Annotated in this window: 22 protein-coding genes; 10 read left to right on the forward strand and 12 right to left on the reverse strand. The window is 60.9% G+C overall.

Annotated features, from left to right (window positions below; genetic code table 11):
• The first annotated feature begins 25 nt into the window (after positions 1-25).
• Positions 26-523 (forward strand): transcription elongation factor GreB, encoded by a 498-nt coding sequence (gene greB, locus AC1Q6Y_RS15120; protein ID WP_057713804.1) that lies wholly within the window; start codon positions 26-28, stop codon positions 521-523.
• A 3-nt stretch (positions 524-526) separates the two neighbouring features.
• Here greB and AC1Q6Y_RS15125 read toward each other — a convergent pair whose 3' ends face one another.
• From AC1Q6Y_RS15125 to AC1Q6Y_RS15135, 3 genes are all read right to left on the reverse strand, one after another.
• Entirely contained in the window at positions 527-835 is a 309-nt protein-coding gene (locus AC1Q6Y_RS15125) for a hypothetical protein (protein ID WP_057713803.1), read from the reverse strand.
• 247 nt (positions 836-1,082) lie between these two features.
• Positions 1,083-1,517 carry a DoxX family protein gene (locus AC1Q6Y_RS15130; RefSeq protein ID WP_090457085.1) on the reverse strand — a complete coding sequence of 145 codons (435 nt, stop codon included), beginning with the start codon at positions 1,515-1,517 and terminating at the stop codon, positions 1,083-1,085.
• Between the two features lie 103 nt (positions 1,518-1,620).
• Positions 1,621-3,042: an MltF family protein gene (locus AC1Q6Y_RS15135; protein ID WP_057713801.1), complete on the reverse strand. Its 1,422-nt coding sequence runs from the start codon at positions 3,040-3,042 to the stop codon at positions 1,621-1,623.
• A gap of 237 nt (positions 3,043-3,279) precedes the next feature.
• Here AC1Q6Y_RS15135 and AC1Q6Y_RS15140 point away from each other — a divergent pair, with 237 nt between their 5' ends.
• From AC1Q6Y_RS15140 to AC1Q6Y_RS15150, 3 genes are all read left to right on the forward strand, one after another.
• Positions 3,280-4,086 (forward strand): TatD family hydrolase, encoded by an 807-nt coding sequence (locus tag AC1Q6Y_RS15140; protein ID WP_057713800.1) that lies wholly within the window; start codon positions 3,280-3,282, stop codon positions 4,084-4,086.
• Positions 4,087-4,199: 113 nt separating this feature from the next.
• Positions 4,200-5,681 (forward strand): methyl-accepting chemotaxis protein, encoded by a 1,482-nt coding sequence (locus AC1Q6Y_RS15145; protein ID WP_492624753.1) that lies wholly within the window; start codon positions 4,200-4,202, stop codon positions 5,679-5,681.
• A 221-nt stretch (positions 5,682-5,902) separates the two neighbouring features.
• A complete protein-coding gene (locus tag AC1Q6Y_RS15150; protein ID WP_057713798.1) occupies positions 5,903-6,268 on the forward strand; it encodes a DUF962 domain-containing protein in 366 nt (121 codons plus the stop codon).
• On the opposite strand, the gene AC1Q6Y_RS15155 is transcribed toward AC1Q6Y_RS15150, so the two are convergent.
• The 3 genes from AC1Q6Y_RS15155 to AC1Q6Y_RS15165 form a co-directional block, all read right to left on the reverse strand.
• Positions 6,269-7,066, reverse strand: coding sequence for an acyl-CoA thioesterase (locus tag AC1Q6Y_RS15155; protein WP_407514892.1), 798 nt, complete (start codon positions 7,064-7,066; stop codon positions 6,269-6,271).
• A 231-nt stretch (positions 7,067-7,297) separates the two neighbouring features.
• Positions 7,298-8,056: a CHAD domain-containing protein gene (locus tag AC1Q6Y_RS15160; protein WP_223502445.1), complete on the reverse strand. Its 759-nt coding sequence runs from the start codon at positions 8,054-8,056 to the stop codon at positions 7,298-7,300.
• A 93-nt stretch (positions 8,057-8,149) separates the two neighbouring features.
• On the reverse strand, positions 8,150-8,428 hold the full coding sequence (locus AC1Q6Y_RS15165) for a hypothetical protein (RefSeq protein WP_034150181.1): 279 nt from the start codon (positions 8,426-8,428) through the stop codon (positions 8,150-8,152).
• A 221-nt stretch (positions 8,429-8,649) separates the two neighbouring features.
• Between AC1Q6Y_RS15165 and AC1Q6Y_RS15170 the strand changes: the two genes are divergently transcribed.
• Positions 8,650-9,687, forward strand: a complete 1,038-nt coding sequence (locus AC1Q6Y_RS15170) for a patatin-like phospholipase family protein (protein ID WP_057713795.1) — start codon at positions 8,650-8,652, stop codon at positions 9,685-9,687.
• Between the two features lie 152 nt (positions 9,688-9,839).
• Here AC1Q6Y_RS15170 and AC1Q6Y_RS15175 read toward each other — a convergent pair whose 3' ends face one another.
• From AC1Q6Y_RS15175 to kdpF, 6 genes are all read right to left on the reverse strand, one after another.
• A complete protein-coding gene (locus AC1Q6Y_RS15175) occupies positions 9,840-10,538 on the reverse strand; it encodes a response regulator (protein WP_159390290.1) in 699 nt (232 codons plus the stop codon).
• A gap of 48 nt (positions 10,539-10,586) precedes the next feature.
• Positions 10,587-13,238 (reverse strand): DUF4118 domain-containing protein, encoded by a 2,652-nt coding sequence (locus AC1Q6Y_RS15180; RefSeq protein WP_492624754.1) that lies wholly within the window; start codon positions 13,236-13,238, stop codon positions 10,587-10,589.
• Between the two features lie 129 nt (positions 13,239-13,367).
• A complete protein-coding gene (gene kdpC, locus AC1Q6Y_RS15185; protein ID WP_492624755.1) occupies positions 13,368-13,913 on the reverse strand; it encodes a potassium-transporting ATPase subunit KdpC in 546 nt (181 codons plus the stop codon).
• Positions 13,914-14,056: 143 nt separating this feature from the next.
• Entirely contained in the window at positions 14,057-16,114 is a 2,058-nt protein-coding gene (gene kdpB, locus AC1Q6Y_RS15190; RefSeq protein ID WP_492624756.1) for a potassium-transporting ATPase subunit KdpB, read from the reverse strand.
• A 10-nt stretch (positions 16,115-16,124) separates the two neighbouring features.
• Positions 16,125-17,834 carry a potassium-transporting ATPase subunit KdpA gene (gene kdpA, locus AC1Q6Y_RS15195; protein ID WP_349734964.1) on the reverse strand — a complete coding sequence of 570 codons (1,710 nt, stop codon included), beginning with the start codon at positions 17,832-17,834 and terminating at the stop codon, positions 16,125-16,127.
• An 8-nt stretch (positions 17,835-17,842) separates the two neighbouring features.
• Complete coding sequence (kdpF, locus tag AC1Q6Y_RS15200) at positions 17,843-17,932, reverse strand: K(+)-transporting ATPase subunit F (RefSeq protein WP_079246727.1); 90 nt, start codon at positions 17,930-17,932, stop codon at positions 17,843-17,845.
• A gap of 344 nt (positions 17,933-18,276) precedes the next feature.
• Here kdpF and rfbB point away from each other — a divergent pair, with 344 nt between their 5' ends.
• The 5 genes from rfbB (at position 18,277) to AC1Q6Y_RS15225 (ending at position 23,079) form a co-directional block, all read left to right on the forward strand.
• Positions 18,277-19,359, forward strand: a complete 1,083-nt coding sequence (rfbB, locus tag AC1Q6Y_RS15205; RefSeq protein ID WP_057716576.1) for a dTDP-glucose 4,6-dehydratase — start codon at positions 18,277-18,279, stop codon at positions 19,357-19,359.
• The gene (gene rfbA / locus AC1Q6Y_RS15210) at positions 19,356-20,231 is read left to right on the forward strand and encodes a glucose-1-phosphate thymidylyltransferase RfbA (protein ID WP_057713789.1); all 876 of its coding nucleotides are present in this window, start codon (positions 19,356-19,358) and stop codon (positions 20,229-20,231) included. Before rfbB ends, rfbA begins: the two co-directional genes overlap by 4 nt.
• Positions 20,232-20,277: 46 nt before the next feature.
• Positions 20,278-21,147: a dTDP-4-dehydrorhamnose reductase gene (gene rfbD / locus AC1Q6Y_RS15215; protein WP_492624757.1), complete on the forward strand. Its 870-nt coding sequence runs from the start codon at positions 20,278-20,280 to the stop codon at positions 21,145-21,147.
• A gap of 258 nt (positions 21,148-21,405) precedes the next feature.
• Complete coding sequence (gene eat / locus AC1Q6Y_RS15220; protein WP_102671961.1) at positions 21,406-22,770, forward strand: ethanolamine permease; 1,365 nt, start codon at positions 21,406-21,408, stop codon at positions 22,768-22,770.
• A 141-nt stretch (positions 22,771-22,911) separates the two neighbouring features.
• On the forward strand, positions 22,912-23,079 hold the full coding sequence (locus AC1Q6Y_RS15225) for a DUF2897 family protein (protein WP_079246726.1): 168 nt from the start codon (positions 22,912-22,914) through the stop codon (positions 23,077-23,079).
• Positions 23,080-23,164: the final 85 nt, after the last annotated feature.

A 23,164-nucleotide genomic window follows, 5' to 3' on the forward strand; every position in this document is an offset into this window, starting at 1 on the left:
GCCATCCTCACCACAAGAAGCTGTCATGAGCCGTTACCGCCCTCCCCGCACCGCTGGCACCGCGCTGATCACCCCCGAGGGTGAAGCGCGGATGCGCGCCGAGTTCCATGAGTTGTGGCATGTACGTCGGCCCCAGGTTACCCAGGCTGTCAGCGAAGCCGCGGCCCAGGGTGATCGCTCGGAGAACGCCGAATACACCTATGGCAAAAAGATGCTGCGAGAGATCGACAGCCGCGTGCGTTTTCTCACCAAACGCCTGGAAGCGCTCAAGGTGGTCAGCGAAAAACCCAGCGATCCGAACAAGGTCTATTTCGGCGCCTGGGTCACGATCGAGGACGAGGATGGCAAAGAGTCGCGCTACCGCATTGTCGGGCCGGATGAACTGGACCTCAAACAGGGCCTGATCAGCATCGACTCGCCCCTGGCCCGCGCATTGATCGGCAAGGCACTGGACGCCGAAGTCCGGGTCCAGACACCGACGGGTGAGCAGTGCGTGTACATCGTGGCAATCGAGTACCCGTGAGCGTTAAAGCCGGGTAATCAGCCCCTGCCGGGCAACGCGGGTCAGTTGCCGGATCACTTCAGGCGCATCTTCGAGGCTGGGGGACTGAATCACTGCCAGATCGAAACTGTCGTTGGCGAAACGAGCGAGCGATTCACCGTCTTCGACAAACTGGATCAGGAAGGCAGCGGGACCGCCGGTACGACGTGGCCAGCCATCGAGATAACGCAAGAGCGTTGGCTGATGTTTGCCGCCAAGCAGGATTTTTGGATTGCGCTGGGTGAGATGTGCCGTGATCGGCGCGGGACGTACAACGGGGTTTAGTGCATTCATTGTGTCGTGTCTCTGCCTCAAAAGTCTGCATGGCAGGTGAGAGGCAACACCGAACCAGCGCTTTAGCGGTATTTCGAAGCCTGTTCCGGCTTCTATCGGCAACTGGATGAGTCACCTGGCGCCCCGCAAGTAGCTGTTTAAATCGGCGCATGAGCAACATCCTAGAGAAGCTGACTGGACAGTGTCAAGAATGACGCTCAACAAAAAAGGCCCGCACAATGCGGGCCTTTTCGTTGAACCAGAGCGGTCAACCGGCGATGGCACGGTCCGCCGAGAGCTTGCCCGCACCTTCGATCAATACCGCGAGACTGCCACCGAGCAACGCCAGGGCGAACTCATAACCGTTGTTGGCCATGAACAGACCGTTGCTGATATGCACCGAGAAAATCGCGACCAGCGACAGGAAGATCAGGCCCAGTGCGGCCGGGCGAACCAGCAAGCCGATGATCAGGGCCAGGCCGGCGAAGAATTCGGTGCCGCCCGCCAGTGCCGCCATCAGGTAACCCGGCGTCAGTCCGAGGCTTTCCATGTACTGCGCGGTTCCAGCCAGACCATAGCCACCGAATGCCCCGAAGAGTTTTTGCGAACCGTGAGCGGCGAAAACAATACCGACCACGATGCGCAGAACGGTCAGGCCGTAGCCAGCGCGGGTAGACAGTACCTTATTGATCAGAGTGCTCATGCTGTTTCATTCCTTGTCAGTGTGTGTGGGTTGGCCGCCATATTAATCAGTAATTCACATTCTAAAAGCGCAAAAAACCCGTAATAACAATCAAATTTGTTGATCATTTGCGTGATACAACCTTTTGCCCCTGGGGCTCCAACGACTCCCGCTCCCGGTCGAACGCCAAGTAATACTTGTTCACGCTATTAACATAACTGACAGGCCCCATACCCACTTGCTCCATGGCAATGCGTTCGACCTGGAAAAACCACTGGTTGGGATTCAAGCCTCGCCGGCGGGCTTCGGCGCGCATGCCTTGCACCCGCTCCGGCCCGATGTTGTAGGCCGCCAGCACGAAGGCCATGCGTTCGCGCTCGTTGAGTTTCGGACTGGCAAAGAATTTGCGCCGGATCATCGCCAGGTACTTGGCCCCGGCCTGCACATTGCCATCAAGGTCCTGAATATTGTTGACCCCCACCCGCTGCGCCGCAGAAGGCGTGATCTGCATCAGACCGGTGGGGCCACCGCCACTGCGGGCGGCGGGTTGCAGGGATGACTCCTTGAAGGCCAGCGCCGCCAGGTTCAGCCAGTCCATGCCCTGGGCGTCGGCGTGTTTTTGCAACACTGGGCGAAGTTTTTCCAGGCGCTGTCGGTCCGCCTTGGCCAGTGGATAGTGCACTTGATAGAGACGACGATAGATCCGCAGGAACGCGGCGTCCTGATCCGATGGTTTTTTGTAGACGGTGAGGAAGCGATCAATGCTGGCCCGCAGCATCGAGGCATCACGGCGCACGAACCAGAATTCCTCTCCCGGATCACTGACGAGTACCTGTTTGTCGAAACGCAGCCTGGGCAGAATCTTGCCCCAGCGTTCGGCGATCGGTTGCTCGACGATGGTCAGGTGGAAGATCCCGCCCTGCACCATCTCCAGTACATCCTCGACGGCAAGGCTCGGATCGACCCATTCGATCGTGACCGGTGGCAGTTTGTGCAAGGCGAGCTTTTGATTGATCTGGCTGACGGCATCCCCGGCGGCGCTGCCTGCGGGTAATGCCAGGGTCTTGCCGGAAAGCTGTTCAAGCCTGGTGTAGCGGCGTTCGCCCTTGATGCCCACCAGGACCAACGGGATGTTGCTGGCAATCGGCTCACTGGTGCTGACGGCGAAGCCGGGTTGCAGTTCGAGCAACTCGCCTGGCGCCACCAGATCGCCCTCCCCCCGCTGCAATGCGCCAAGCAGTTGATCCTTGGCCTTGGGAATGATCTTGAGGGTGATTTCCTGACCGTCACGGGCGTGGCCGTTGAGGTATTGCTCGAACGCTCTCAGGCGATGGTACTCGACCCCGATCGCCTGCCCCTGGACTTCACCGGAACTGTTGCGGCTCTGGTTGACCAACACCCGCAGCACACGACTGCTGCGTATTTCCGCAAGGTCGCGCACCTTGCTCGCCGGTACCGCTTGCAACGGCCCGGGCAGACGCGCGACCGCCGTCATCGGCAGTAGCAGCGAACAACACAGCAGTAGCAAAACCGAGGGACGAATCATCCACTCTCCGGAAAGAATATGAGGCCCGCTTCAATGACGAAAACCATCAAGCGCGGCGACAAAAACAGAGCGCCCAAGGCGCTGGCAACGTGCGAAAGACTGGCACAATGATGGCAAAACTACCAACCAGGCCTGGTCCGCGGCTCAAGAGACAGCGTTAACCCGTTGTAGTTCTTGGTTTTTCTTATAAATCCACGGCTCTGATATGCTTTCCGGCCTTTGGGCCGAGGTAGCACCATGCAACTCATCGATATCGGCGTCAACCTGACCAACGCCAGTTTTGCCGACAAACACCAAGCCGTACTTGACCGCGCCTACGCGGCCGGCGTGTGCCAACTGGTGCTGACCGGCACCAGTGTCGAGGGCAGTGAACAGGCCCTTGAGCTGTGCCAGCAACTGGACGAAAGCGCCCAGCGCCTGTTCGCCACCGCCGGTATTCACCCTCACTGCGCCAGCGACTGGAACGCCGACAGCGCCCGACGTTTGCGCAGCTTGCTCCTGGAGCCGAATGTAGTGGCCGTGGGCGAATGCGGGCTGGATTTCAACCGTGATTTCTCGCCGCGCCCGCAACAGGAGAAGGTCCTCGAAGAACACCTGGCCATGGCCGTCGAATTGCAGCTGCCGGTTTTTCTGCACGAACGCGACGCCAGCCAGCGCCTGCTGGAAATCCTGCGCGACTTCCGCGACCGACTGCCGGCCGCCGTAGTGCACTGCTTCACTGGAGAGCAGAAGGCACTGTTCAGCTATCTCGACCTGGACTTGCACATCGGCATTACCGGCTGGATCTGCGACGAACGCCGGGGCACGCATTTGCACCCACTGGTCAAGGAGATCAAGCGCGGACGCCTGATGCTCGAAAGCGACGCACCGTATCTGCTGCCGCGCAGCCTGCGCCCCAAGCCGAAAAACGGGCGAAACGAGCCGGCGTACCTGACCGAAGTACTGCGCGAAGTGGCACTGCATCGCGGGGAAAGCCAGGAAGATCTGGCAGCGCATACCACCGCGTGCGCGCGGGCGTTTTATGGTCTGCCATTGATCTCCTGATTGCCATAAATCCCACAGGTTTGAAGTTGATCTGCATCAAGAGTCAGTCACCTGTATAGCGGCACAATGATGGCGTCTTGCCAAAACTGTTTCCGCTATCAGAGAAGACCTCCATGGGTGCCTGGCTTAGCAATATCTCGCTGAAATACAAATTCTGGGCGGTCAACGCCGTCGCTTTCGTCACCACTCTGTTGCTGGTGCTGTACGCGGTGCAACTCGAACAGCAGGCCCGCAGTCGCGCCGCCCAGGCTTCGGCCCAGGCTCAGGCGCGATTGCTCGAAGCCTGGCCCGCCGGGCAAACGTTGCCCCACGCCGACAACTTCCTTGCGTTCAGCCGAGGACAGGCACCCACGCTCAATGAGCAACCCGTGCAAGAACTGGCCGACGCCAATGGTTGGGTCGAGATCAACGTGATGCCGCTGTTCGGTGACAATCCGCTGATGGGTGCCGAAGTGTTTACCCGTGCCGACGGCCAGCGGGTCGCCGTGATTGCCCATGGTCCGAGCCTGAGCCAGGTGTTCAACGAGCGTTTTGCCAACTACGCGGTGGCGGTGTTCGTCCTGATGCTGGCAATGCTCGGTGCATCGCAGTTATTGATCCGCTTCCTGCTCAGCCAGCTCAACACCTTGAAAGACGTCATGTTGCACGTGGAGAAAACCGGCGACCTGTCGGCCCGCGTGCCATTGGCCTGCAGCGACGAAGTCGGACAAATGGCCAACGCCTTCAACGCCATGCAGGCCGGTTATCAACGGGTGGTCAACACCGTCGCCAGCACCGCCCGGCAACTGGACGTCGGCGCCGCACGGCTGGCGGCCAGCATGAATGAAGTGCGCCACGGCATGCTGGGCCAGCAAAGCGAAACCGATCAGGCCGCCACAGCGATCAACGAAATGACCGCCACGGTCTATCACATCGCTCAACACGCCGGTGCCACCCGTGACCTTTCGCAATCGGCCGATACCCTGGCCGGCAGCGGGCAGGCGGTTGTGACACGGGTGCAGCGGTCGATTGCCGGACTGTCCACCGGCGTCCAGCAGACTGCCGAGATGATTCAACGCCTGGCCGAGGACAGCCAGAAAATCAACGGCGTGGTCAACGTGATTCACAGCATCGCCGAGCAAACCAACCTGTTGGCGCTCAACGCCGCCATCGAAGCGGCCCGGGCCGGCGAAATGGGTCGCGGTTTCGCGGTAGTCGCCGATGAAGTACGCAACCTCGCCAAACGCGTGCAGGCCTCCACGGATGAGATCACCCTCATGGTCTCGGCGTTGCAGGCCGGCACACGGGACGCCGTGGATTTCATGCAAGAGAGCTCGTTCAAGGCCGACGACTGCGTACAACAGGCGCAAGAGGCCGGCGCGGCATTGGCCGAGATCACCGGAGCGGTGGCGCAGATGCGTGAAAGCAACACGCAGATCGCGGTGGCGGCCGAGCAGCAGAGCCAGGTGGCGGAGGAGATGAACCGGGCGGTGGTGAGCATCCGTGACGTGACCGAGAACACGGTGCAGCAGACGGTGACTTCGGCGATCACCAGCAATGAGCTGGCGGCGTTGGCCGGGGAATTAAGCAAGGCGATAGGTCAGCTCAAACTTTGAGGGCCTCTTCGCGGGCAAGCCCGCTCCCACAGGTGACCGCGTTCTTTCATTGGAATACGGTCAAAATGTAGGAACGGGCTTGCTCGCGAAGGCTTCAGAACTGGCACCATCTATTCCAGTCATGGCACCTATCAAGCCAATAGCCAGCCTTGATTCGCCGCCAGCATAGACCGGGCCTATTCTTAATCACATGTGTTCAACATGGATCGAGGATCGGCATCATGGGCAAACGTCACCCCAACCTACCCGCCTGGCAATGGCGAGCCTACCCGAACAATCATCAGCACCCGACCAATCTGGTGCTGCACCTGATCGCGGTGCCGCTGTTCATCGTGGCATTTCTGCTGATTGTGACCGGGGTGTTCAGCCTGAGCCTGGCAAATATCGCCATCGGCGTAATCGGTGTGATTGCGGCGCTGGCCTTGCAACGCCACGGCCACAACCTGGAGACCCAAGCCTCCGAACCCTTCAGTGATCGCAAGGATGCGGTATCACGCCTGTTGGTCGAGCAGTTCCTGACGTTTCCACGGTTCTTCCTCAGCGGCGGCTGGTGGCGCGCCTGGCGTGAGCGCCACCGCCGGCACTGATCAGGCGAACACAGTCACGGTCTGCCGGCTCATGGCGATCAACCGGCCATCCGCGCTCCACATTTTTGCGGCGGCATGCCCGTAGCCGTCGGCGGCGTATTCGGTTTCGACGAGGTATTTGCACCAGTCCAGGGTGTTCAGTTCCAGCAGCGGCTGCACGAATTCGATGGTCCAGGTCAGCGTGCTGCCCATCGCCGGCTTCTTCAAAAACGGCATCAGGGCCGGCGGCCAGGCGTCCACCAGCGCCAGGATATGCGCCTCGCCGATAGCCTCTTCCTTTACGTCGCCGCGCAAACGTACCCAGCCACCCATTTGCCGGGATGTGCTACCGCTGAACGGCAGCCCGCCGACACTCCAGCGCATCGCCAGATGCCGCATGAACTCCGGGATGACGCCTTCGACGAAAGGCAATTCCTGGCATTCGTCCCAGTGCTTCATTTCAGGTGCCGGTTCAGCGGCCACCGCCACTTCCGAAGGTCGCGAGGCGCCGAAGCTGCCCTGGATCAACGTCACCACCTGGCCCTTCTGCATTACCCGGCCCAGCACTTGGCTGACGGCCTTGCCTTCGCGCAGCACCTCGACGTCAAAACTGACCGGCACCTCGGGCTCAACCGGGCCGACAAAGGTGATTGCCAACGAACGCACCGGCCGATCCGCCGGAACCCGGGCGCGCATGACTTCGTACTGCAAAGCGGCCACCAGGCCACCGAAACTGGCTCGCCCCTGGGCCCAGGATGCCGGGATAGACAGCTCCATCGGCTGGCTGCGGACAGCGTTGAGCAGTTCGGAAAAACGCATGAAAACCTCTGGGAATGAAAAAAGATGAAGGGATCTTAACCATCTGGCGACGTGGATACATCGCCTATTCCGGCCAAATTGACTGACAGATAAGTCGCACAAGGCTCGTGCCGGACATATAACCTGCAGGAACGAGCCTGCTCGCGATAGCGCCCGGACAGCCAACATCAATGTTGAATGTCATGACCTCATCGCGAGCAGGCTCGCTCCCACAAAGGATCTCGAGTGGTCTCAGGATTTGAAACAGGCCTTGCTGAATTTTTCCAGAACGCGGTCCGCTCGGGTTTCGGCCTCGGCCATAGTGGCTTCCCATACGGCAACACAGGGTTGCAAATCCGCTTCCCGTTCAGCCATCGCCAGCCATTGCACGCAATCGTGCCAGTCGCCCAGCGCACCCTGGGCCGATTTCAGCCGGGGCATGGCCGCTTTCGGCAAACGGTCCAGTTCGGGGTAAGCGTCGATGCCATAGCGCACGCGCTTGATCAGCAGGCGCAGCCGATGACGGTCGTGGGTCGGATCGTGCAGTGCCTCGTCGAGTTTTTTCCATTGCTTGCCCAGGCGTTTTTCGATGCGCTTGCGCAGGCCCTTGAGCAATCCCTGGCGCTGGGCGGCACGCAGAAAACGCGGAAACGCATCGAGGACGATCAACATTTGCGCGAGTTCTGGACTGGTCGCCACGGCCGGGTAAGCCTCGGCCATTTGCGCCATGCGCCACTGTGCGGCTTGGGGTTGATGGTGCTGGAGCAGGTACGCCGCCAGCACTTCGCGATCACGCAATGGCGTGGTCAGATCGCCCACCCGGGAGGCCGCCGCTTCCAGTTGTTCGACGCCGGGCAACCCGCGCAAGGGTCGCAACAGACTGCGTAACCGTCGCATGGTTGTACGCAGATCATGTAACGCTTCAGGGTCTGTACGCTCTTTCAAGCGGGCCTGACAGGCCAGCAGACGAACTTCCAGGCCCAGAACCCGAGCCACCAACCGATCGATCATGGGGGTTTACTCCGTAAACAGCGCCAGGCTGCAAGCTCCAGGCTGCAAGCTCGAAGGCTCTTGCAGTTTAGAGCTTGTCACCGCTTTTTGCTTTTAACGCCCTGCGCGCGATTCACGAATATAGAAACGAGCCTTCTCGGCTTTCTTGGTGCAGCCTTCGAACCCCTCGAATTGCTGCTGGGTCTTGGCCGCGGTCAACAACGAAAGGGCCTTGGAGTAGCTGACGGTCCCGGCGAAACCTTCGGCTTTGGCCAGGTCCAGTTCATGCCATGCCGCATCCAGGTTACTACCGCAGCTGTCGCGATAAGCGGTTTTGCCGGCACAACCAGCCAACGCCAGGGCAATCAAAGGCACGCAGATCCAGGCTTTCATCACTCACTCCTCAAGAATAGGTCAACAGTCATGCAGGTAAGACGTTGTGGCACCTGAAAAGTGCCGTTGGTCCGCTGTGCAAACTATAGCGCCGACGAGAATAACCATGTGCCGCCATGGAGTGTCGAAAATACGACGCTCTTGTCCCCTCGAACGACCATGGCGATTGAAGCATGGCCCTCGATGGGTGCATTGTTGAACCATTGAAACGAGGGCGATTCATGAAAAAGCGTGTCGCACTGGTATTGGGCTCGGGTGGAGCCCGGGGTTATGCACATATCGGGGTCATTGAAGAGATCGAACGGCGCGGCTATGACATTGCCTGTATCGCCGGATGCTCCATGGGCGCGGTGGTGGGAGGGATCTACGCCGCCGGCAAACTCAATGACTACCGTGACTGGATCGAGAGCCTGGATTATCTCGACGTGTTGCGTCTGGTGGACGTCAGTTTTCGTCTGGGGGCGATCCGTGGCGAGAAAGTCTTCGGACAGATCCGCAAGATCGTCGGCGAGATCAACATCGAAGATTTGCGCATCCCCTACACCGCGGTTGCCACCGACCTGACCAACCAGCAGGAAATCTGGTTCCAGGAAGGTTGCCTGCATCAGGCCATGCGCGCCTCGGCAGCGATTCCCAGCCTGTTTACCCCGGTGATGCAAGGCAACCGCATGCTGGTCGATGGCGGCATTCTCAACCCGCTGCCGATCGTGCCGGTGGTGTCGAGCCATTGCGACTTGATCATCGCGGTCAACCTCAACGCCACCAACCAGCGCCACTATCAATTGCCGGTCATCCAGCGTCCCGCCGCCTTCAAGACCCGCTTCGACAGCTTGATCAACTCCGTCGGCTCGAAGTTGCCGTTCCGGCGCAAACAAGCCGAGCAATTGTTGATTCTGGAACAGGAAGCCTTGAAGGCCGAAGGTGCGGAGCTCAACCCGTGGATCGAATCCGCCGAGCCCCAGGCGCAGCAACCCGCGGCCGCTCCGGAAACCAGTGGCGCCCCCCGCTCCGCCACCGGTTCGTTCATCATCGACAACGTCGGGCCGGCGTCCTTGCTGGATTTGATCAACCAGAGTTTCGAGGTGATGCAGACGTCACTGGCGCAGTACAAGATTGCCGGGTATCCGCCGGACATCCTGATCAACGTGCCCAAGCGCGTGTGTCGGTTTTTCGAGTTCTACAAGGCGCCGGAGTTGATCGCGCTGGGACGGGAGATTGCGCGGGATACGCTGGACCGGTATGAGAATGAGCAGAACTGAACGTCTGAAAATTCTCGATTGAATGCAAGGGCCTCATCGCGAGCAAGCTCGCTCCCACAGTGAATCTTTGGTGTTCACAAAATGTGTGTCTGACCAGGATCCTATGTGGGAGCGAGCTTGCTCGCGATGACGTCAGACCAGGCAACGAAGTTCTAAAGGCTGCCTTCACTCAACAACCGATACCCCACCCCAGCCTCGGTCACGATGAACCGTGGCCGGGTCGGGTCATCCGCCAGTTTCTGGCGCAAATGCCCGACCACGATGCGCAGGTAGTGAGTGTCTTCGGTATGGGTCGGCCCCCAGATGTCCTTGAGCAATTGCTGCTGGGTGATCACCCGCCCGGGATGCCGCGCCAGTTGCGCCAGCACGGCGTACTCCTTGCGAGTCAGCGCGACTTCAACATCGTCGAGCAGCACCCGGCGATACGCCAGGTCGACCGTCAACGGACCGAAGTTCAGCTCCGCTTGTTGCACCTCGCCTGCGGGCGCCTGGCGCAATAACGCACGGATCCGCGCCAGGAACTCCTGAATGCCGAATGGCTTGGTCACATAGTCATTGGCGCCGCCATCCAGGGCCTCGACTTTCTGCCCTTCACTGGCGCGCACAGAGAGCACCAGTACCGGCACCGTCGACCATTCGCGAAAATCGCGCAATACCTGTTGGCCGTCCATGTCCGGCAAGCCGAGATCGAGTACCAGCAAGTCCGGTTTGTTCAACGCAGCTTGCGCCAATCCTTCACTTCCGGTGCCCGCCTCCAGCACTTTGTAGCCCTGGGAAGCGAGGCTGATGCGCAGGAATTTGCGGATCTGCGGTTCGTCGTCAATGACCAAAATGGTCGCGGTCTGGCTCATGAATTCACATCAATACAAAGAAGTGGCAAGAGAGTAGCGCAAGCGCGATCAGGCTTCACTTTCGTATCCCGGCTGAGCCTGTAGCGGCAGGTGCAACGCGATGCAGGTGCCGCGCCCCTCGATGCCGTCGGCGACGCTGATACGCCCGCCATGGGCACCGACCATGCCCTGACAAATCGCCAGCCCCAGCCCGGTACCCTGCCCGCCGCGATCACCCCGCGCCGCGGTATAGAACATGTCGAAAATCTTCGCCCGATCCTCCTCCGGAATCCCCGGGCCCTCGTCGCTGACCGAGAAAAACAGCTCACTGTCATCAGCCCCTGCGCACAATTGCAAACGCCCGCGGGGTGGCGAAAACCGCGCGGCGTTTTCCATCACGTTGATCAGTGCCTGTTCGATCAGTGCGGCATGCACGAACAGCAACGGTAACTCCGCCGGCACGTCGGTGCTGACCTGCAACGGCGCAAGGACTGTCCGCAGACGGTTGAGCGCACTGCCGACGATGTCTGCCGGCGATACCCAGTCCCGTGCCAGCTTCAGGGCACCGTGGCCGAGCCGGGTCATGTCGAGCAGATTTTGAATGTAGCGGTCCAGGCGCTCGGCTTCATCACGGGTGCCTTCGAGCAGTTCACGTCGATCCTCCAGCGGGATCGCTTCACCCAGGGCCAGCAGGCTATCGATACTGCCGCGCATGGATGTCAACGGTGTGCGTAAATCGTGGGACACCGAAGCCAGCAAGGCGCTGCGCAGTTGCTCGGTTTCGCCGTGCAGCCGCGCCGCTTCCAGATCATCGGCCAGTTGCGCCCGGGCCAGCGCCTGGGCCAGCGGTTGGGTCAGCGCGGTCAACAAGCGTCGGCGTTGGCCGCTCAGGGCCTGGCCTTCCCTGGCGCACACGCCGAGCAACGCCAGCGGGCCGTCTTCCACCGATAACGGCCACCACCACCAGCGACCGAACGGCAAGGTGCCGGTGCCCGCACCCGCGGGTTGATCGTGCTGCCAGGCCCAATCGGCGGCGGCGCGCTCAGCTTCGGTGAACTCCAGGGGGCCACCGGTTTCGACTTTCCAGCCGTTTTGCCCGTCGCGATTGAGCAGGCACAGTTGCACGTCGCTCCAACCGTTGAGGTGCTGGGCAGCCGCGCTGACCACGGCCTGGCGGTCGGTGGCGGCGGTCAGTTTGCGGGACAGGTCGAGCAGTTCGGTGGTCTCTTCCTGGGTATCGCGCAGTGCCTGCAATTGCCTGCGCTGGCGCGCCGCGAGGTTGCCGGTGAGGGCCGCCATCAGCAGGAAAAACAGTAAGGTCAGCACGTCTTCTTCGCGCTGGATGCTGAAAGAGAAATTCGGCGGAATGAACAGGAAGTCATAGGTCAGGAACGACAGCGCCGCACAGGCCAGCGCCGGCCCAAGACTGCTGCGCACCGCCACCAGCAATACCGCCGCAAGGAACACCAGGGAGATGTTCGGCAGTGGCAGTACGCTCGCCACGGCCCAGGCCAGAGCGCTGGCCAAAATCGTCGCCACCACGGCCAATGCGTAGTCGAACCAGACCAGTGAATGCATCGACCGCCGATGGGGTTGATGCGGTTGGTGATCGCTGTCGAGAACGTTGATTTCCAGCCCGCGCGCATTACGCAGCAGACGCGCCGCCAACCCGCCACCGAACAGACGTCGGCGCAAACGCGGCCGGGACTGACCCACCAGCACTAGGCTGGCACGGCGTTCGGCGGCATGCTGGATCAGGGTTTTCGCCACTTCACCGGCGCGCAGCAACACCACTTCGCCGCCCAGGCGCTCGGCCAGTTGCTGGGCGCTTTGCAGGCGCAGGCGGGACTGCTCGTCACGCACGCTGCCGTTGTCCACGTGCACCAGGCTCCAGGGCAAGTGCCGCCGCTGAGCCACGCGACTGGCATGACGCACCAGGCGCTCGGCCTGGGCATCGCCGTCGACCCCTACCAGCAAACGCCCGCGCACGGCCGGCGCCGCTTGCCCCAACTGACGATACCCTTGGGCCAGATCGTTATCGACTTGAGCCGCCGCGGTTTGCATCGCCAGTTCGCGCAGGGCCGTCAGGTTGGTCTGGGAAAAGAACGCATCGATGGCCGCCCGCGCCTGCTCCGGCACATAGACCTTGCCATCGCGCAATCGCTCGAGCAGCTCCCGTGGTGGCAAGTCGATCAGCAGCAGTTCATAAGCTTCCTGCAATACCCAGTCCGGCAGGGTTTCGCGGACCTGCACACCGGTGATGCCGCGCACCTGATCGTTGAGGCTTTCCAGGTGCTGGACGTTGACCGTGGTGTACACATCGATGCCGGCGGCGAGCAGTTCCTGAATGTCCTGCCAGCGTTTTTCGTGACGACTGCCGGGTGCGTTGGTGTGCGCCAGTTCGTCGACCAGCACCAGCTTGGGTTTGGCGAGGAGCAGACCGTCAAGGTCCATTTCTTCGAGCAACACGCCACGGTATTCGGATCGTACCAACGGCTGCTGCGACAAGCCGCCGAGCAGTGCTTCGGTTTCGGCCCGGCCGTGGGTTTCGACGACGCCGGCAATGACTTTCACCCCTTGGCGTAACTGGGTATGGGCCGCTTGCAGCATGGCGTAGGTCTTGCCGACACCCGGCGCGGCACCTAGAAACACTTTGAGCCGGCCACGGCCATCGCGGGGCAGGTCTGCTAACAGCGCGTCGGCGCGGCCGGAGTTGCTCATGCTTGGGGTCTCTTTTTACCTGGATTGATGTAGTGACTGTTCTGCAGTCTTCGCGAGCAAGCCCGCTCCCACAGGTGTACGCACTCCAATGTGAGAGCGGGCTTGCCCGCGATTGGCAGCGCCGCTGATTTACAGTTTTTCCAGCGCCCGATTCAACTCAAGCACATTCACCACCGGCGGGCCTACCAATGGCTGCTCGGTGTGGGCGTCCAGCAGTTGTTGCAGGGTCGCTACCGGCAGATTGCGCGCCGTCGCGACACGCGCCAGTTGATAGGCAATCGCCGCCGGAGGCAAGTGCGGATCGAGACCGCTGCCGGACGTAGTGACCAGCGCCAATGGCACCGGTCCCTGGTCTGGCACCAGCAGTTTGCTGGCATCGTCGATCACCCGCATCGCCAGCGCCGGGTTGCTCGGCGACAGGTTGCTGGCACTGCTCGACACGGTGGCAAAGGCACCGGCCGAAGGACGTGGGTGGAACCAGGCGTCGCCAACGAAATCCTGAGCGATCAGAGAGGACCCGCGGACCTTGCCCTCGGCATCCCGCACCAGGCTGCCGTTGGCCTGATCCGGGAACGCGACCTGGGCCACGCCGGTGACCACCAGTGGATAAGCGACGCCGGTGATCAGCGTCATCAGGACCAGCAGGCTCAGGGCCGGGCGTATCAATGTGGACATTTGAAAATCCTCGAATTCACAGGAAAAACCTGTAGGAGCGAGCTTGCTCGCGATGGATCTGAAGGCGCCGCGCTTTGTCAGAAAGGGCGCGTTATCGTTAACCACCATCGCGAGCGAGCTCGCTCCTACAGGGGGGTGTTCAGTCAAACCAGATGCAACGCCGTCAACAGCATGTCGATCGCCTTGATCCCCACGAACGGCACCAGAATCCCGCCCAGGCCGTAGATCAACAGATTGCGCCGCAACAACGCTGCCGCACTCGCCGCGTGAACCCGCACACCGCGCAGCGCCAGCGGAATCAGCACCACAATGATCAGGGCGTTAAACACGATCGCCGAGAGAATCGCGCTCTGCGGGCTGCTCAGGTGCATCACATTGAGCACGCCCAGTTGCGGGTAGATCGCGGCGAACAGCGCCGGCAGGATTGCGAAATACTTGGCCACGTCGTTGGCGATGGAAAAGGTCGTCAGCGCACCGCGGGTGACCAGCAACTCCTTGCCAATCTGCACCACGTCCAGCAGCTTGGTCGGGTCGCTGTCGAGGTCGACCATGTTGGCCGCTTCACGGGCCGCCTGCGTGCCGTCGTTCATCGCCATGCCGACGTCCGCCTGGGCCAGGGCCGGTGCGTCGTTGGCGCCGTCGCCGCACATGGCGACCAGACGACCGTCGTTTTGCTCGTGACGAATGCGCGCCAGTTTTTTCTCCGGCGTGGCTTCGGCCAACACATCGTCCACACCCGCCTCAGCGGCGATGGCAGCGGCGGTCAATGGGTTGTCGCCGGTGACCATGACGGTGCGGATCCCCAGTTTGCGCAACTCGGCGAAACGCTCGCGGATACCGGGCTTGACCACGTCCTTGAGGTGGATCGCCCCGAGCAACTTGCCGTCGGCACACACCAGCAACGGGGTGCCGCCGCTTTGGGCGATCTTGTCGATTTCACGGGACAGGGCCGGTGCCAGGTCAGCACGCTTGAGACCAACGAACGCCAGCAACGAATCCACCGCGCCCTTGCGGTACACGCGTCCCTGATAGTCGACACCGGACAAGCGGGTTTCGGCACTGAATGGCACGGCTGTCAGCACCTCAGCGGACGGTTCCGGTTGCGGATGGGTGCCGCGCAGGTACTCGACGATCGACTTGCCTTCCGCAGTGTCGTCGGCCAGCGAGGCCAGCAACGCGCCTTCGGCCAACTCCCCGGCTGTCACGCCAGGCGCGGCATACACCGCCGAGCAACGACGGTTACCGAAGGTGATGGTGCCGGTCTTGTCCAGCAGCAGGACGTGCACGTCCCCCGCCGCTTCCACCGCACGACCGGACTTGGCGATCACGTTCAGGCGCACCAGGCGATCCATACCGGCGATACCGATGGCCGACAGCAAGCCGCCGATGGTGGTCGGAATCAACGTGACCAACAGCGCCACCAGGAACACCAGCGGCAGGCTGCCGTTGGCGAAGTGGGCGAACGGTTGCAGGGTGACGACCACCAGCAGGAAGATCAGGGTCAGGCCGATCAGCAGGATATCGAGCGCCACTTCGTTCGGGGTTTTCTGGCGCTTGGCGCCTTCGACCAGGGCGATCATGCGGTCCAGGGTCGACTCACCGGGGTTGGCGGTAATCTTCACCAGCAGCCAGTCGGACACCAGCCGCGTGTTGCCGGTGACGGCAGAACGGTCGCCACCGGACTCGCGAATCACGGGGGCCGATTCACCGGTAATCGCCGCTTCGTTGACTGCCGCGATGCCTTCGATCACCTCGCCGTCACCGGGGATCATCTCCCCGGCTTCGACGCGCACCACATCGCCCTTGCGCAGGTTGGCGGCGGGCACCACCTGAAAGCTGCCGTTGCCGGTCTTGCGCCGGGCGCTCAAGCCTTCACTGCCGGCCTTGAGGCTGTCGGCGCGGGCCTTGCCGCGACCTTCGGCCAGGGCCTCGGCGAAGTTGGCGAACAGGACGGTGAACCACAGCCACACAGCGATTTGCGCGGCGACGAAAGTCGGCACTGCGGTGTCGGGAATGAAGCACAGCACGGTGTTCAGGATCGCCGTCAGTTCGACCACCAGCATCACCGGCGCACGCTGCAACTGCCGTGGGTCGAGCTTGACGAAAGCTTGCAGCAGCGCCGGGCGCCACAGGGCCGAGATCGCGGTTTTAGTTTGTTCCGGTGCCTTGGCGGCGACGGTTTTGGTTACGGGCATATTCATCATCAGCTCCTTAGCTCTTTAACCCAAAAGCAGCCATACCCAGATGTTCAGCGATTGGGCCCAGTGCCAAAGTCGGCAAGAATGTCAGGCCGCCCACCAGCAAAATGGTCACGGTCAGCAGGGTCACGAATAGCGGGCCGTGGGTCGGGAAGCTGTTCTGCCCGATCGGGGCGGTTTTCTTCAGCGCCAGGCTGCCGGCCAGGGCCAGGACCGGGAGGATGTAGCCGAAGCGACCGATCAACATGCCCAGGCCCAGCATCAGGTTGTGGAAGGGGGTATTGGCGCCAAAGCCAGCGAAAGCGGAACCGTTGTTGGCACTGGCCGAGGTGTAGGCGTAGAGCATCTGACTGAATCCGTGAGGCCCAGGGTTGCTCACCGCAGCCACCGGGCCTGGCAGGCTGGCGGCGATCGCGCCGAGCACCAGTACGCCAATCGGCATGACCATCAGGGTCACCACCAGCAATTGCACTTCCCTGGCTTGCAGTTTCTTGCCGAGGTATTCCGGAGTACGACCGATCATCAGGCCGGCGAGGAACACCGCGATCAGCACGTTGAGCAACATGCCGTAGAGCCCGGCGCCAACGCCGCCGAAGATCACTTCGCCGACCATCATGTTGACCAGGGCCACCATGCCGCTCAGTGGGTTGAGGCTGTCGTGCATGCCGTTTACCGAACCGTTCGACGCGGACGTAGTGGTCACCGACCAGAGCACGGTGGCGGTGGTGCCGAAACGCGCTTCCTTGCCTTCCAGCGGCGCGGTCTGCTCGACAGCGACGTTGTTCAAGGCAGGGTTAGGTTGGTATTCAGCCCACAGCGAGGTCGCGCCGCCGATCAGGAACAGCGCCAGCATGCAGGCGATGATCGCCCGACTCTGACGCAGGTCCTTTACGTAGTGACCGAAGGTGAACACCAGCGCCACCGGGATCAGGATGATCGAGGCCACTTCGAACAGATTGCTCCACGCCGTCGGGTTCTCGAACGGATGCGCCGAGTTCACGCCGAAGAAGCCACCACCATTGGTGCCCAATTGCTTGATGGCAATCTGACTGGCAGCCGGTCCCAGCGGAATCACTTGGTCAACACCCTGCATGGTCACTGCATTCACGTACTGCGCGAAAGTTTGCGGCACGCCCTGCCAGACCAGGTACAGCGCCAGCAGCAGGCACAGCGGCAGCAAGCCGTAGAGGGTGGCACGGGTCATGTCGACCCAGAAGTTGCCCAGAGTCCGGGTGGATTTGCGGCCGATGCCGCGACACAGCGCGACCAGTACCGCCAGACCGGTGGCGGCGCTGACGAAGTTCTGCACGGTGAGGCCAGCCATCTGGCTCAAGTAGCTCAGGGACGCTTCGCCGCTGTATGCCTGCCAGTTGGTGTTGGTCATGAAGCTGACGGCGGTGTTGAACGCCAGCGTCCACTCCTGACCCGGCAGGTTCTGCGGGTTGAGCGGCAGGTGGTCCTGGAACAACAGGATCGTGAACAGCAGCAGGAAACCCGCGAGGTTGAAGGCAATCAAGGCCAGGGCGTATTTCTGCCAGCTCTGTTCGGCTTGCGGATCGACGCCGGCCAGACGATAACAACCACGTTCGACCGGACCGAGAATCGGCGTCAGCCAGGTGCGCTGCCCTTCCATCACCTTGTAGTAGAAGCGCCCGAGAAACGGCGCCGGGACCAAAACCAGGGCAAAAAAACCGAGGATCAGCCAATAGTCATAACTGTGCATAGCCGCTCCTAGTTCCGGTCCGCGCGCAGCAGCGCAACAAACAGATAAATGAACAGCCCCACTGCCAGCAGCAGCGACACCCCGTCCAGAACGCTCATGGAAGTTCTCCGTGTTACGGCGTATTGCCGCGTGTGGAGTCATTGTCGGAAAGGAGGCTGTAAAGGAACGAGATCGAGGGTGCCCGCAGGGCATAAAGAAAGCGTAAAGAGTGGGTTTACGCGGGGGTTACAGGGTGCGGGAAGGCGTTCCAGCACGGAAAAAACCGGGAGTGTCGTACGTAGAGCGTTAAATTGTGCGCGAGAGTAGTGAGTGCTGGTTGCAAGTCATGGATAATCCGGCCCAAATGACGCGACGCAACCGATTGGGGTCAGGATCTCTTGCACCTCCCCGCTTGCGCCTGCAAGCTACCTCTATTCGCATTACTGAAAAAGGCTGGCCCAACGTGCGTATCCTAATTACCGGCGGAGCCGGTTTCATAGGCTCGGCCCTTGTCCGCGAGCTGATTCAACACACTGAGCATGAAGTGCTCAACCTGGACAAACTGACGTATGCCGGCAATCTCGAGTCGCTGACCAGCATTGCCAACGACACTCGCTACGAGTTCGTTCAGGCCGATATTGTCGATCAGGCGACCGTCAGTGCAGTGCTGGCGCGCTTTCAGCCTCACGCGATCATGCACCTGGCAGCGGAGTCCCACGTCGATCGTTCCATCGACGGGCCATCGGAATTCATCCAGACCAACATTGTCGGCACCTACAGCCTGCTCGAAGCCGCCCGAGCCTATTGGCAAGCCCTCCCGGAACCTGAGAAAAGCGCCTTCCGCTTTCATCACATTTCCACTGACGAGGTTTACGGCGACCTGCACGGTGTCGATGATCTGTTCACGGAAACGACGCCCTACGCGCCGAGCTCGCCCTACTCCGCCAGCAAGGCAGCGTCCGACCATCTGGTCCGCGCCTGGCAGCGGACCTATGGCTTGCCGGTGCTGCTGACCAATTGCTCGAACAATTACGGGCCGTTCCACTTCCCCGAGAAACTGATTCCGCTGGTCATCCTCAATGCGTTGGCCGGCAAGCCGCTGCCGGTGTATGGCAATGGCCTGCAGGTTCGCGACTGGCTGTTCGTCGAGGATCACGCCCGTGCGCTGCTCAAAGTGGTGACCACCGGCACCGTCGGCGAGACTTACAACATCGGCGGGCATAACGAACAAAAGAACATCGACGTGGTGCGTGGCATCTGCGCCCTGCTCGAAGAATTGGCACCGCACAAGCCCGAGGGCGTTGCGCATTACGCCGACCTCATCACGTTCGTCCAGGATCGCCCTGGTCATGACCTGCGTTACGCAATCGACGCCAGCAAGATTGAACGCGAACTGGGCTGGGTGCCCGAAGAGACCTTCGAAACCGGCCTGCGCAAAACCGTTCAATGGTACCTGGACAATCTGGAATGGTGCCGCCGCGTTCAAGACGGCAGCTATCAGGGCGAACGCCTTGGCGCCATCAATCCCAAGGAGCTGCTCGCATGATGAAAGGCATCGTTTTGGCGGGTGGCTCGGGCACGCGCCTGCACCCGATTACGCTTGGAGTGTCGAAACAGCTGTTGCCGGTCTACGACAAGCCAATGATCTACTATCCGATTTCGGTGCTGATGCTGGCCGGTATCAAGGATATTCTGCTGATCTCCACCCCGCAGGATCTGCCCCAATATCGCAATCTGCTGGGTGACGGCAGCCAGTTCGGGGTGAATTTCAGCTTTGCCGAGCAGCCATCACCGGACGGTCTGGCCCAGGCCTTTCTGATTGGCGAAGAGTTCATTGGCGATGACCCTGTGTGCCTGATCCTGGGCGACAACATCTTCCATGGTCAACACTTTGGCGAACAATTGCAGAACGCGGCAAAACGCACCTCCGGCGCCACCGTGTTCGGCTACTGGGTCAAGGACCCCGAGCGCTTCGGTGTGATTGATTTCGACAGCGATGGCCGTGCCCTTTCGATCGAAGAAAAACCGAAAGCGCCGAAATCCAGTTATGCCGTTACCGGCCTGTACTTCTACGACAACGATGTGATCGAGATCGCCAAGGCGGTGAAACCTTCGCCACGCGGCGAGCTGGAAATCACAGACGTCAACAATGCCTATCTGCAACGTGGCGATCTTCAGGTCGAGCGTTTTGGTCGAGGATTCGCCTGGCTCGACACCGGCACCCACGATAGCTTGCTCGAAGCCTCTCAGTACGTGCAGACCATCGAACACCGCCAGGGTCTCAAAGTCGCCTGTCTCGAAGAGATCGCCTATGAAAACGCCTGGATCAACCGCGAACAGTTGATGGAGCGCGCCCGGTACTTTGGCAAAACCGGGTATGGCCAGTACCTGGCCAAGCTGGCAGGGGAAGAGCAATGAACCTGTGCGAGCCCGATTCGCCCGGTAACGAGACTGGACTGTTCCCGTGAAAATACTCATCAATGGTCGACACGGTCAGGTTTCACATGAATTGCAACAGCGGCTGGGGGCTGTCGGTGAACTGGTCGTATTGGGTCGCGATCAGCTCGATCTCGCGCAGCCCGATCAGATTCGCCATCAAGTGCAAAACATTCGACCCGATCTGATCATCAACGCGGCGGCCCATACAGCGGTTGATCTGGCAGAAAGTGAACCGCAATCAGCCTTTGCCATTAACGCCGTAGCTCCCGGCATCCTGGCCGAAGAAGCGCTGGCCCTCGACATCCCGTTGATACATTACTCCACGGACTATGTATTCGACGGGATGAAAGCCGGACCTTACAACGAGGACGACACGCCCAATCCGCTCGGGGTGTACGGCAAGAGCAAGCTGGCCGGTGAACAGGCCATCAGAGACGTGCAAGGTAAACATCTGATTCTGCGTACCAGCTGGGTCTACTCGACTCATGGCCGCAACTTTCTACTGACGATGCAACGTCTGCTGCAAGAGAAACCTGAGTTACGTGTAGTCGCCGATCAAATCGGCGCACCTACATGGGCCGGTACAATCGCCAATAGCACCCTTGCCCTGATTGAACGCTGGCAGACGAGTCAGGTTGCCAACTGGGGTACTTATCACCTGAGCGCTCAAGGTGAGACCTCCTGGTTCGGCTTCGCCCAGGCGATCGGTGAAGCGCTGCGACAACAGGGCAAGCCCTGCGCCGACCTGTTACCGATCCCGTCCAGCGACTACCCGACACCCGCAGCCCGACCGCTCAACTCGCGCCTGGATTGCAGTCGCTTGCAACGCGACTGGGGGGTCAGCCAACCAGACTGGCAAACGGCGTTGCGCGAGTGCCTCAATCTGCAAGCCTGAATATCAACCGCTGCCCGCGCCGGCATTGAAATACCAAACCTGCGCGTTGCAGGGGTGTGGGGAGCGGGTATGCGGGCTTGCTCGCGAAAGCCGCATTTGAAACCGGCGCGCCCCTGACTGACGCACAATATTCGCGCATCCAGTGGCGAACATCCCCGATACGACAGCTTTCAGCCCATTACGACGTGCAATCACGAAATGGCACGCCCACTGCACTGGCCTCCCCTGAGCTTTCCAAACCACTCAGGGAGCAAACCCATGAACACACAACTCAAACCCACGCTGGGCACCTTACACCTGTGGGGCATTGCGGTCGGGCTGGTGATTTCCGGAGAGTATTTCGGCTGGAGCTATGGCTGGGGCGTGGCCGGAACCTTGGGCTTTCTGGTGACTTCGTTCATGGTCGCCACCATGTACACCTGCTTCATTTTCAGCTTCACCGAACTGACCACCGCCATTCCTCACGCTGGCGGTCCCTTTGCCTACAGTCGTCGCGCCTTTGGCGAGAAAGGCGGCTTGATCGCCGGGCTGGCGACACTGATCGAATTCGTCTTCGCCCCACCGGCGATTGCCCTAGCCATCGGCGCCTACCTCAATGTCCAGTTTCCTGCCCTGGACCCGAAACACGCGGCAGTCGGTGCCTACCTCGTATTCATGGGCCTCAACATTCTGGGCGTGAAACTGGCGGCGACCTTCGAACTGGTGGTCTGCGTGTTGGCGGTCGCTGAATTGCTGGTGTTCATGGGCGTGGTCGCACCGGCATTCAGCTTCAGCAACTTCGCGCTCAATGGCTGGGCCGGCTCCGACGTGTTCGGTGCCCCGGCGATTGCCGGGATGTTCGCGGCCATCCCCTTTGCCATCTGGTTCTTCCTCGCCATCGAAGGCGCAGCCATGGCCGCCGAAGAAGCCAAGGACCCGAAACGCACGATTCCCAAGGCTTACATCAGCGGTATTCTGACCCTTGTGCTGCTGGCGATGGGTGTGATGTTCTTCGCCGGTGGTGTCGGTGACTGGCGCACCCTGTCGAACATCAACGACCCGCTGCCGCAGGCAATGAAAACCGTGGTCGGCGAAAGCTCGGGCTGGTTGCATATGCTGGTGTGGATCGGCCTGTTCGGCCTGGTGGCGAGTTTCCACGGGATCATCCTCGGCTACTCGCGGCAGTTCTTCGCCCTCGCCCGGGCCGGTTACCTGCCGGCGTCCCTGGCTAGATTGTCGCGTTTTCAAACCCCGCACCGGGCAATCATCGCCGGCGGTGTGATCGGCATTGCAGCCATCTACAGCGACGGCCTGATCAACCTCGGCGGCATGACACTGACTGCCGCGATGATCACCATGGCCGTGTTCGGCGCCATCGTGATGTACATCATGAGCATGCTCAGCCTGTTCAAACTGCGTAAAACCGAGCCGAACCTGGAACGCACCTTCCGCGCCCCGTGCTACCCGCTGGTGCCGTTCATTGCACTGATGCTGGCGGTGGTGTGCCTGGTGGCGATGGCCTGGTTCAACACGTTGATCGGCCTGATCTTCCTGGGCTTCATGGCGGCTGGTTTCCTGTACTTCATGCTCACCGCGCAATTGCGCGCTGACGCACCGGCGGATGCGATGTTGACCGGACATTGAAAGCGTTCGAGTGAACCTTAAACAACAGGCATAGAATGGGGGTGATTGCGATGGAACTGCGACAAAACCCCATCACTCAAAGTGGTATGCACGATCGGTTGGCGAACCCTCGCCAACCCGCCTGCTTTCAAGGAGAGTCCTATGCCCTGGTATGCCTGGTTGATTCTGGTCGTTGCCATCGGCTCGATCGTTGGTGGTCTGATGATGCTGCGCGACACCGCCAACAAGGTCGAATTGACCGAAGAGCAACGTAAGCGCGTCGCCGAACGCAATGCGGAAATGGACGCCAAGGAAGCGCAGGACCGCTGACTGAAAACCCCGCCTGAAACGGCGGGGTTTGTTTTTGCGTGAAAGCACCTGAAATCATGCCGCTTTTGACCCATATCGAAGCAGC

The organism is Pseudomonas sp. GW823-FHT06E10 (assembly GCF_058794995.1).

What these genes read in the sequence shown, in the direction of transcription:
- AC1Q6Y_RS15130 (WP_090457085.1), bottom strand. Translation starts at nt 1,517, where the DNA reads ATGAGCACTCTGATCAATAAGGTACTGTCTACCCGCGCTGGCTACGGC.
- rfbA (WP_057713789.1), top strand. Translation starts at nt 19,356, where the DNA reads ATGATGAAAGGCATCGTTTTGGCGGGTGGCTCGGGCACGCGCCTGCAC.
- AC1Q6Y_RS15125 (WP_057713803.1), bottom strand. Translation starts at nt 835, where the DNA reads ATGAATGCACTAAACCCCGTTGTACGTCCCGCGCCGATCACGGCACAT.
- kdpC (WP_492624755.1), bottom strand. Translation starts at nt 13,913, where the DNA reads ATGTCCACATTGATACGCCCGGCCCTGAGCCTGCTGGTCCTGATGACG.
- AC1Q6Y_RS15150 (WP_057713798.1), top strand. Translation starts at nt 5,903, where the DNA reads ATGGGCAAACGTCACCCCAACCTACCCGCCTGGCAATGGCGAGCCTAC.
- AC1Q6Y_RS15175 (WP_159390290.1), bottom strand. Translation starts at nt 10,538, where the DNA reads ATGAGCCAGACCGCGACCATTTTGGTCATTGACGACGAACCGCAGATC.
- AC1Q6Y_RS15225 (WP_079246726.1), top strand. Translation starts at nt 22,912, where the DNA reads ATGCCCTGGTATGCCTGGTTGATTCTGGTCGTTGCCATCGGCTCGATC.
- AC1Q6Y_RS15170 (WP_057713795.1), top strand. Translation starts at nt 8,650, where the DNA reads ATGAAAAAGCGTGTCGCACTGGTATTGGGCTCGGGTGGAGCCCGGGGT.
- kdpB (WP_492624756.1), bottom strand. Translation starts at nt 16,114, where the DNA reads ATGAATATGCCCGTAACCAAAACCGTCGCCGCCAAGGCACCGGAACAA.
- AC1Q6Y_RS15180 (WP_492624754.1), bottom strand. Translation starts at nt 13,238, where the DNA reads ATGAGCAACTCCGGCCGCGCCGACGCGCTGTTAGCAGACCTGCCCCGC.
- AC1Q6Y_RS15145 (WP_492624753.1), top strand. Translation starts at nt 4,200, where the DNA reads ATGGGTGCCTGGCTTAGCAATATCTCGCTGAAATACAAATTCTGGGCG.
- AC1Q6Y_RS15160 (WP_223502445.1), bottom strand. Translation starts at nt 8,056, where the DNA reads ATGATCGATCGGTTGGTGGCTCGGGTTCTGGGCCTGGAAGTTCGTCTG.
- AC1Q6Y_RS15135 (WP_057713801.1), bottom strand. Translation starts at nt 3,042, where the DNA reads ATGATTCGTCCCTCGGTTTTGCTACTGCTGTGTTGTTCGCTGCTACTG.
- AC1Q6Y_RS15140 (WP_057713800.1), top strand. Translation starts at nt 3,280, where the DNA reads ATGCAACTCATCGATATCGGCGTCAACCTGACCAACGCCAGTTTTGCC.
- kdpA (WP_349734964.1), bottom strand. Translation starts at nt 17,834, where the DNA reads ATGCACAGTTATGACTATTGGCTGATCCTCGGTTTTTTTGCCCTGGTT.
- AC1Q6Y_RS15155 (WP_407514892.1), bottom strand. Translation starts at nt 7,066, where the DNA reads ATGCGTTTTTCCGAACTGCTCAACGCTGTCCGCAGCCAGCCGATGGAG.
- AC1Q6Y_RS15165 (WP_034150181.1), bottom strand. Translation starts at nt 8,428, where the DNA reads ATGAAAGCCTGGATCTGCGTGCCTTTGATTGCCCTGGCGTTGGCTGGT.
- eat (WP_102671961.1), top strand. Translation starts at nt 21,406, where the DNA reads ATGAACACACAACTCAAACCCACGCTGGGCACCTTACACCTGTGGGGC.
- greB (WP_057713804.1), top strand. Translation starts at nt 26, where the DNA reads ATGAGCCGTTACCGCCCTCCCCGCACCGCTGGCACCGCGCTGATCACC.
- kdpF (WP_079246727.1), bottom strand. Translation starts at nt 17,932, where the DNA reads ATGAGCGTTCTGGACGGGGTGTCGCTGCTGCTGGCAGTGGGGCTGTTC.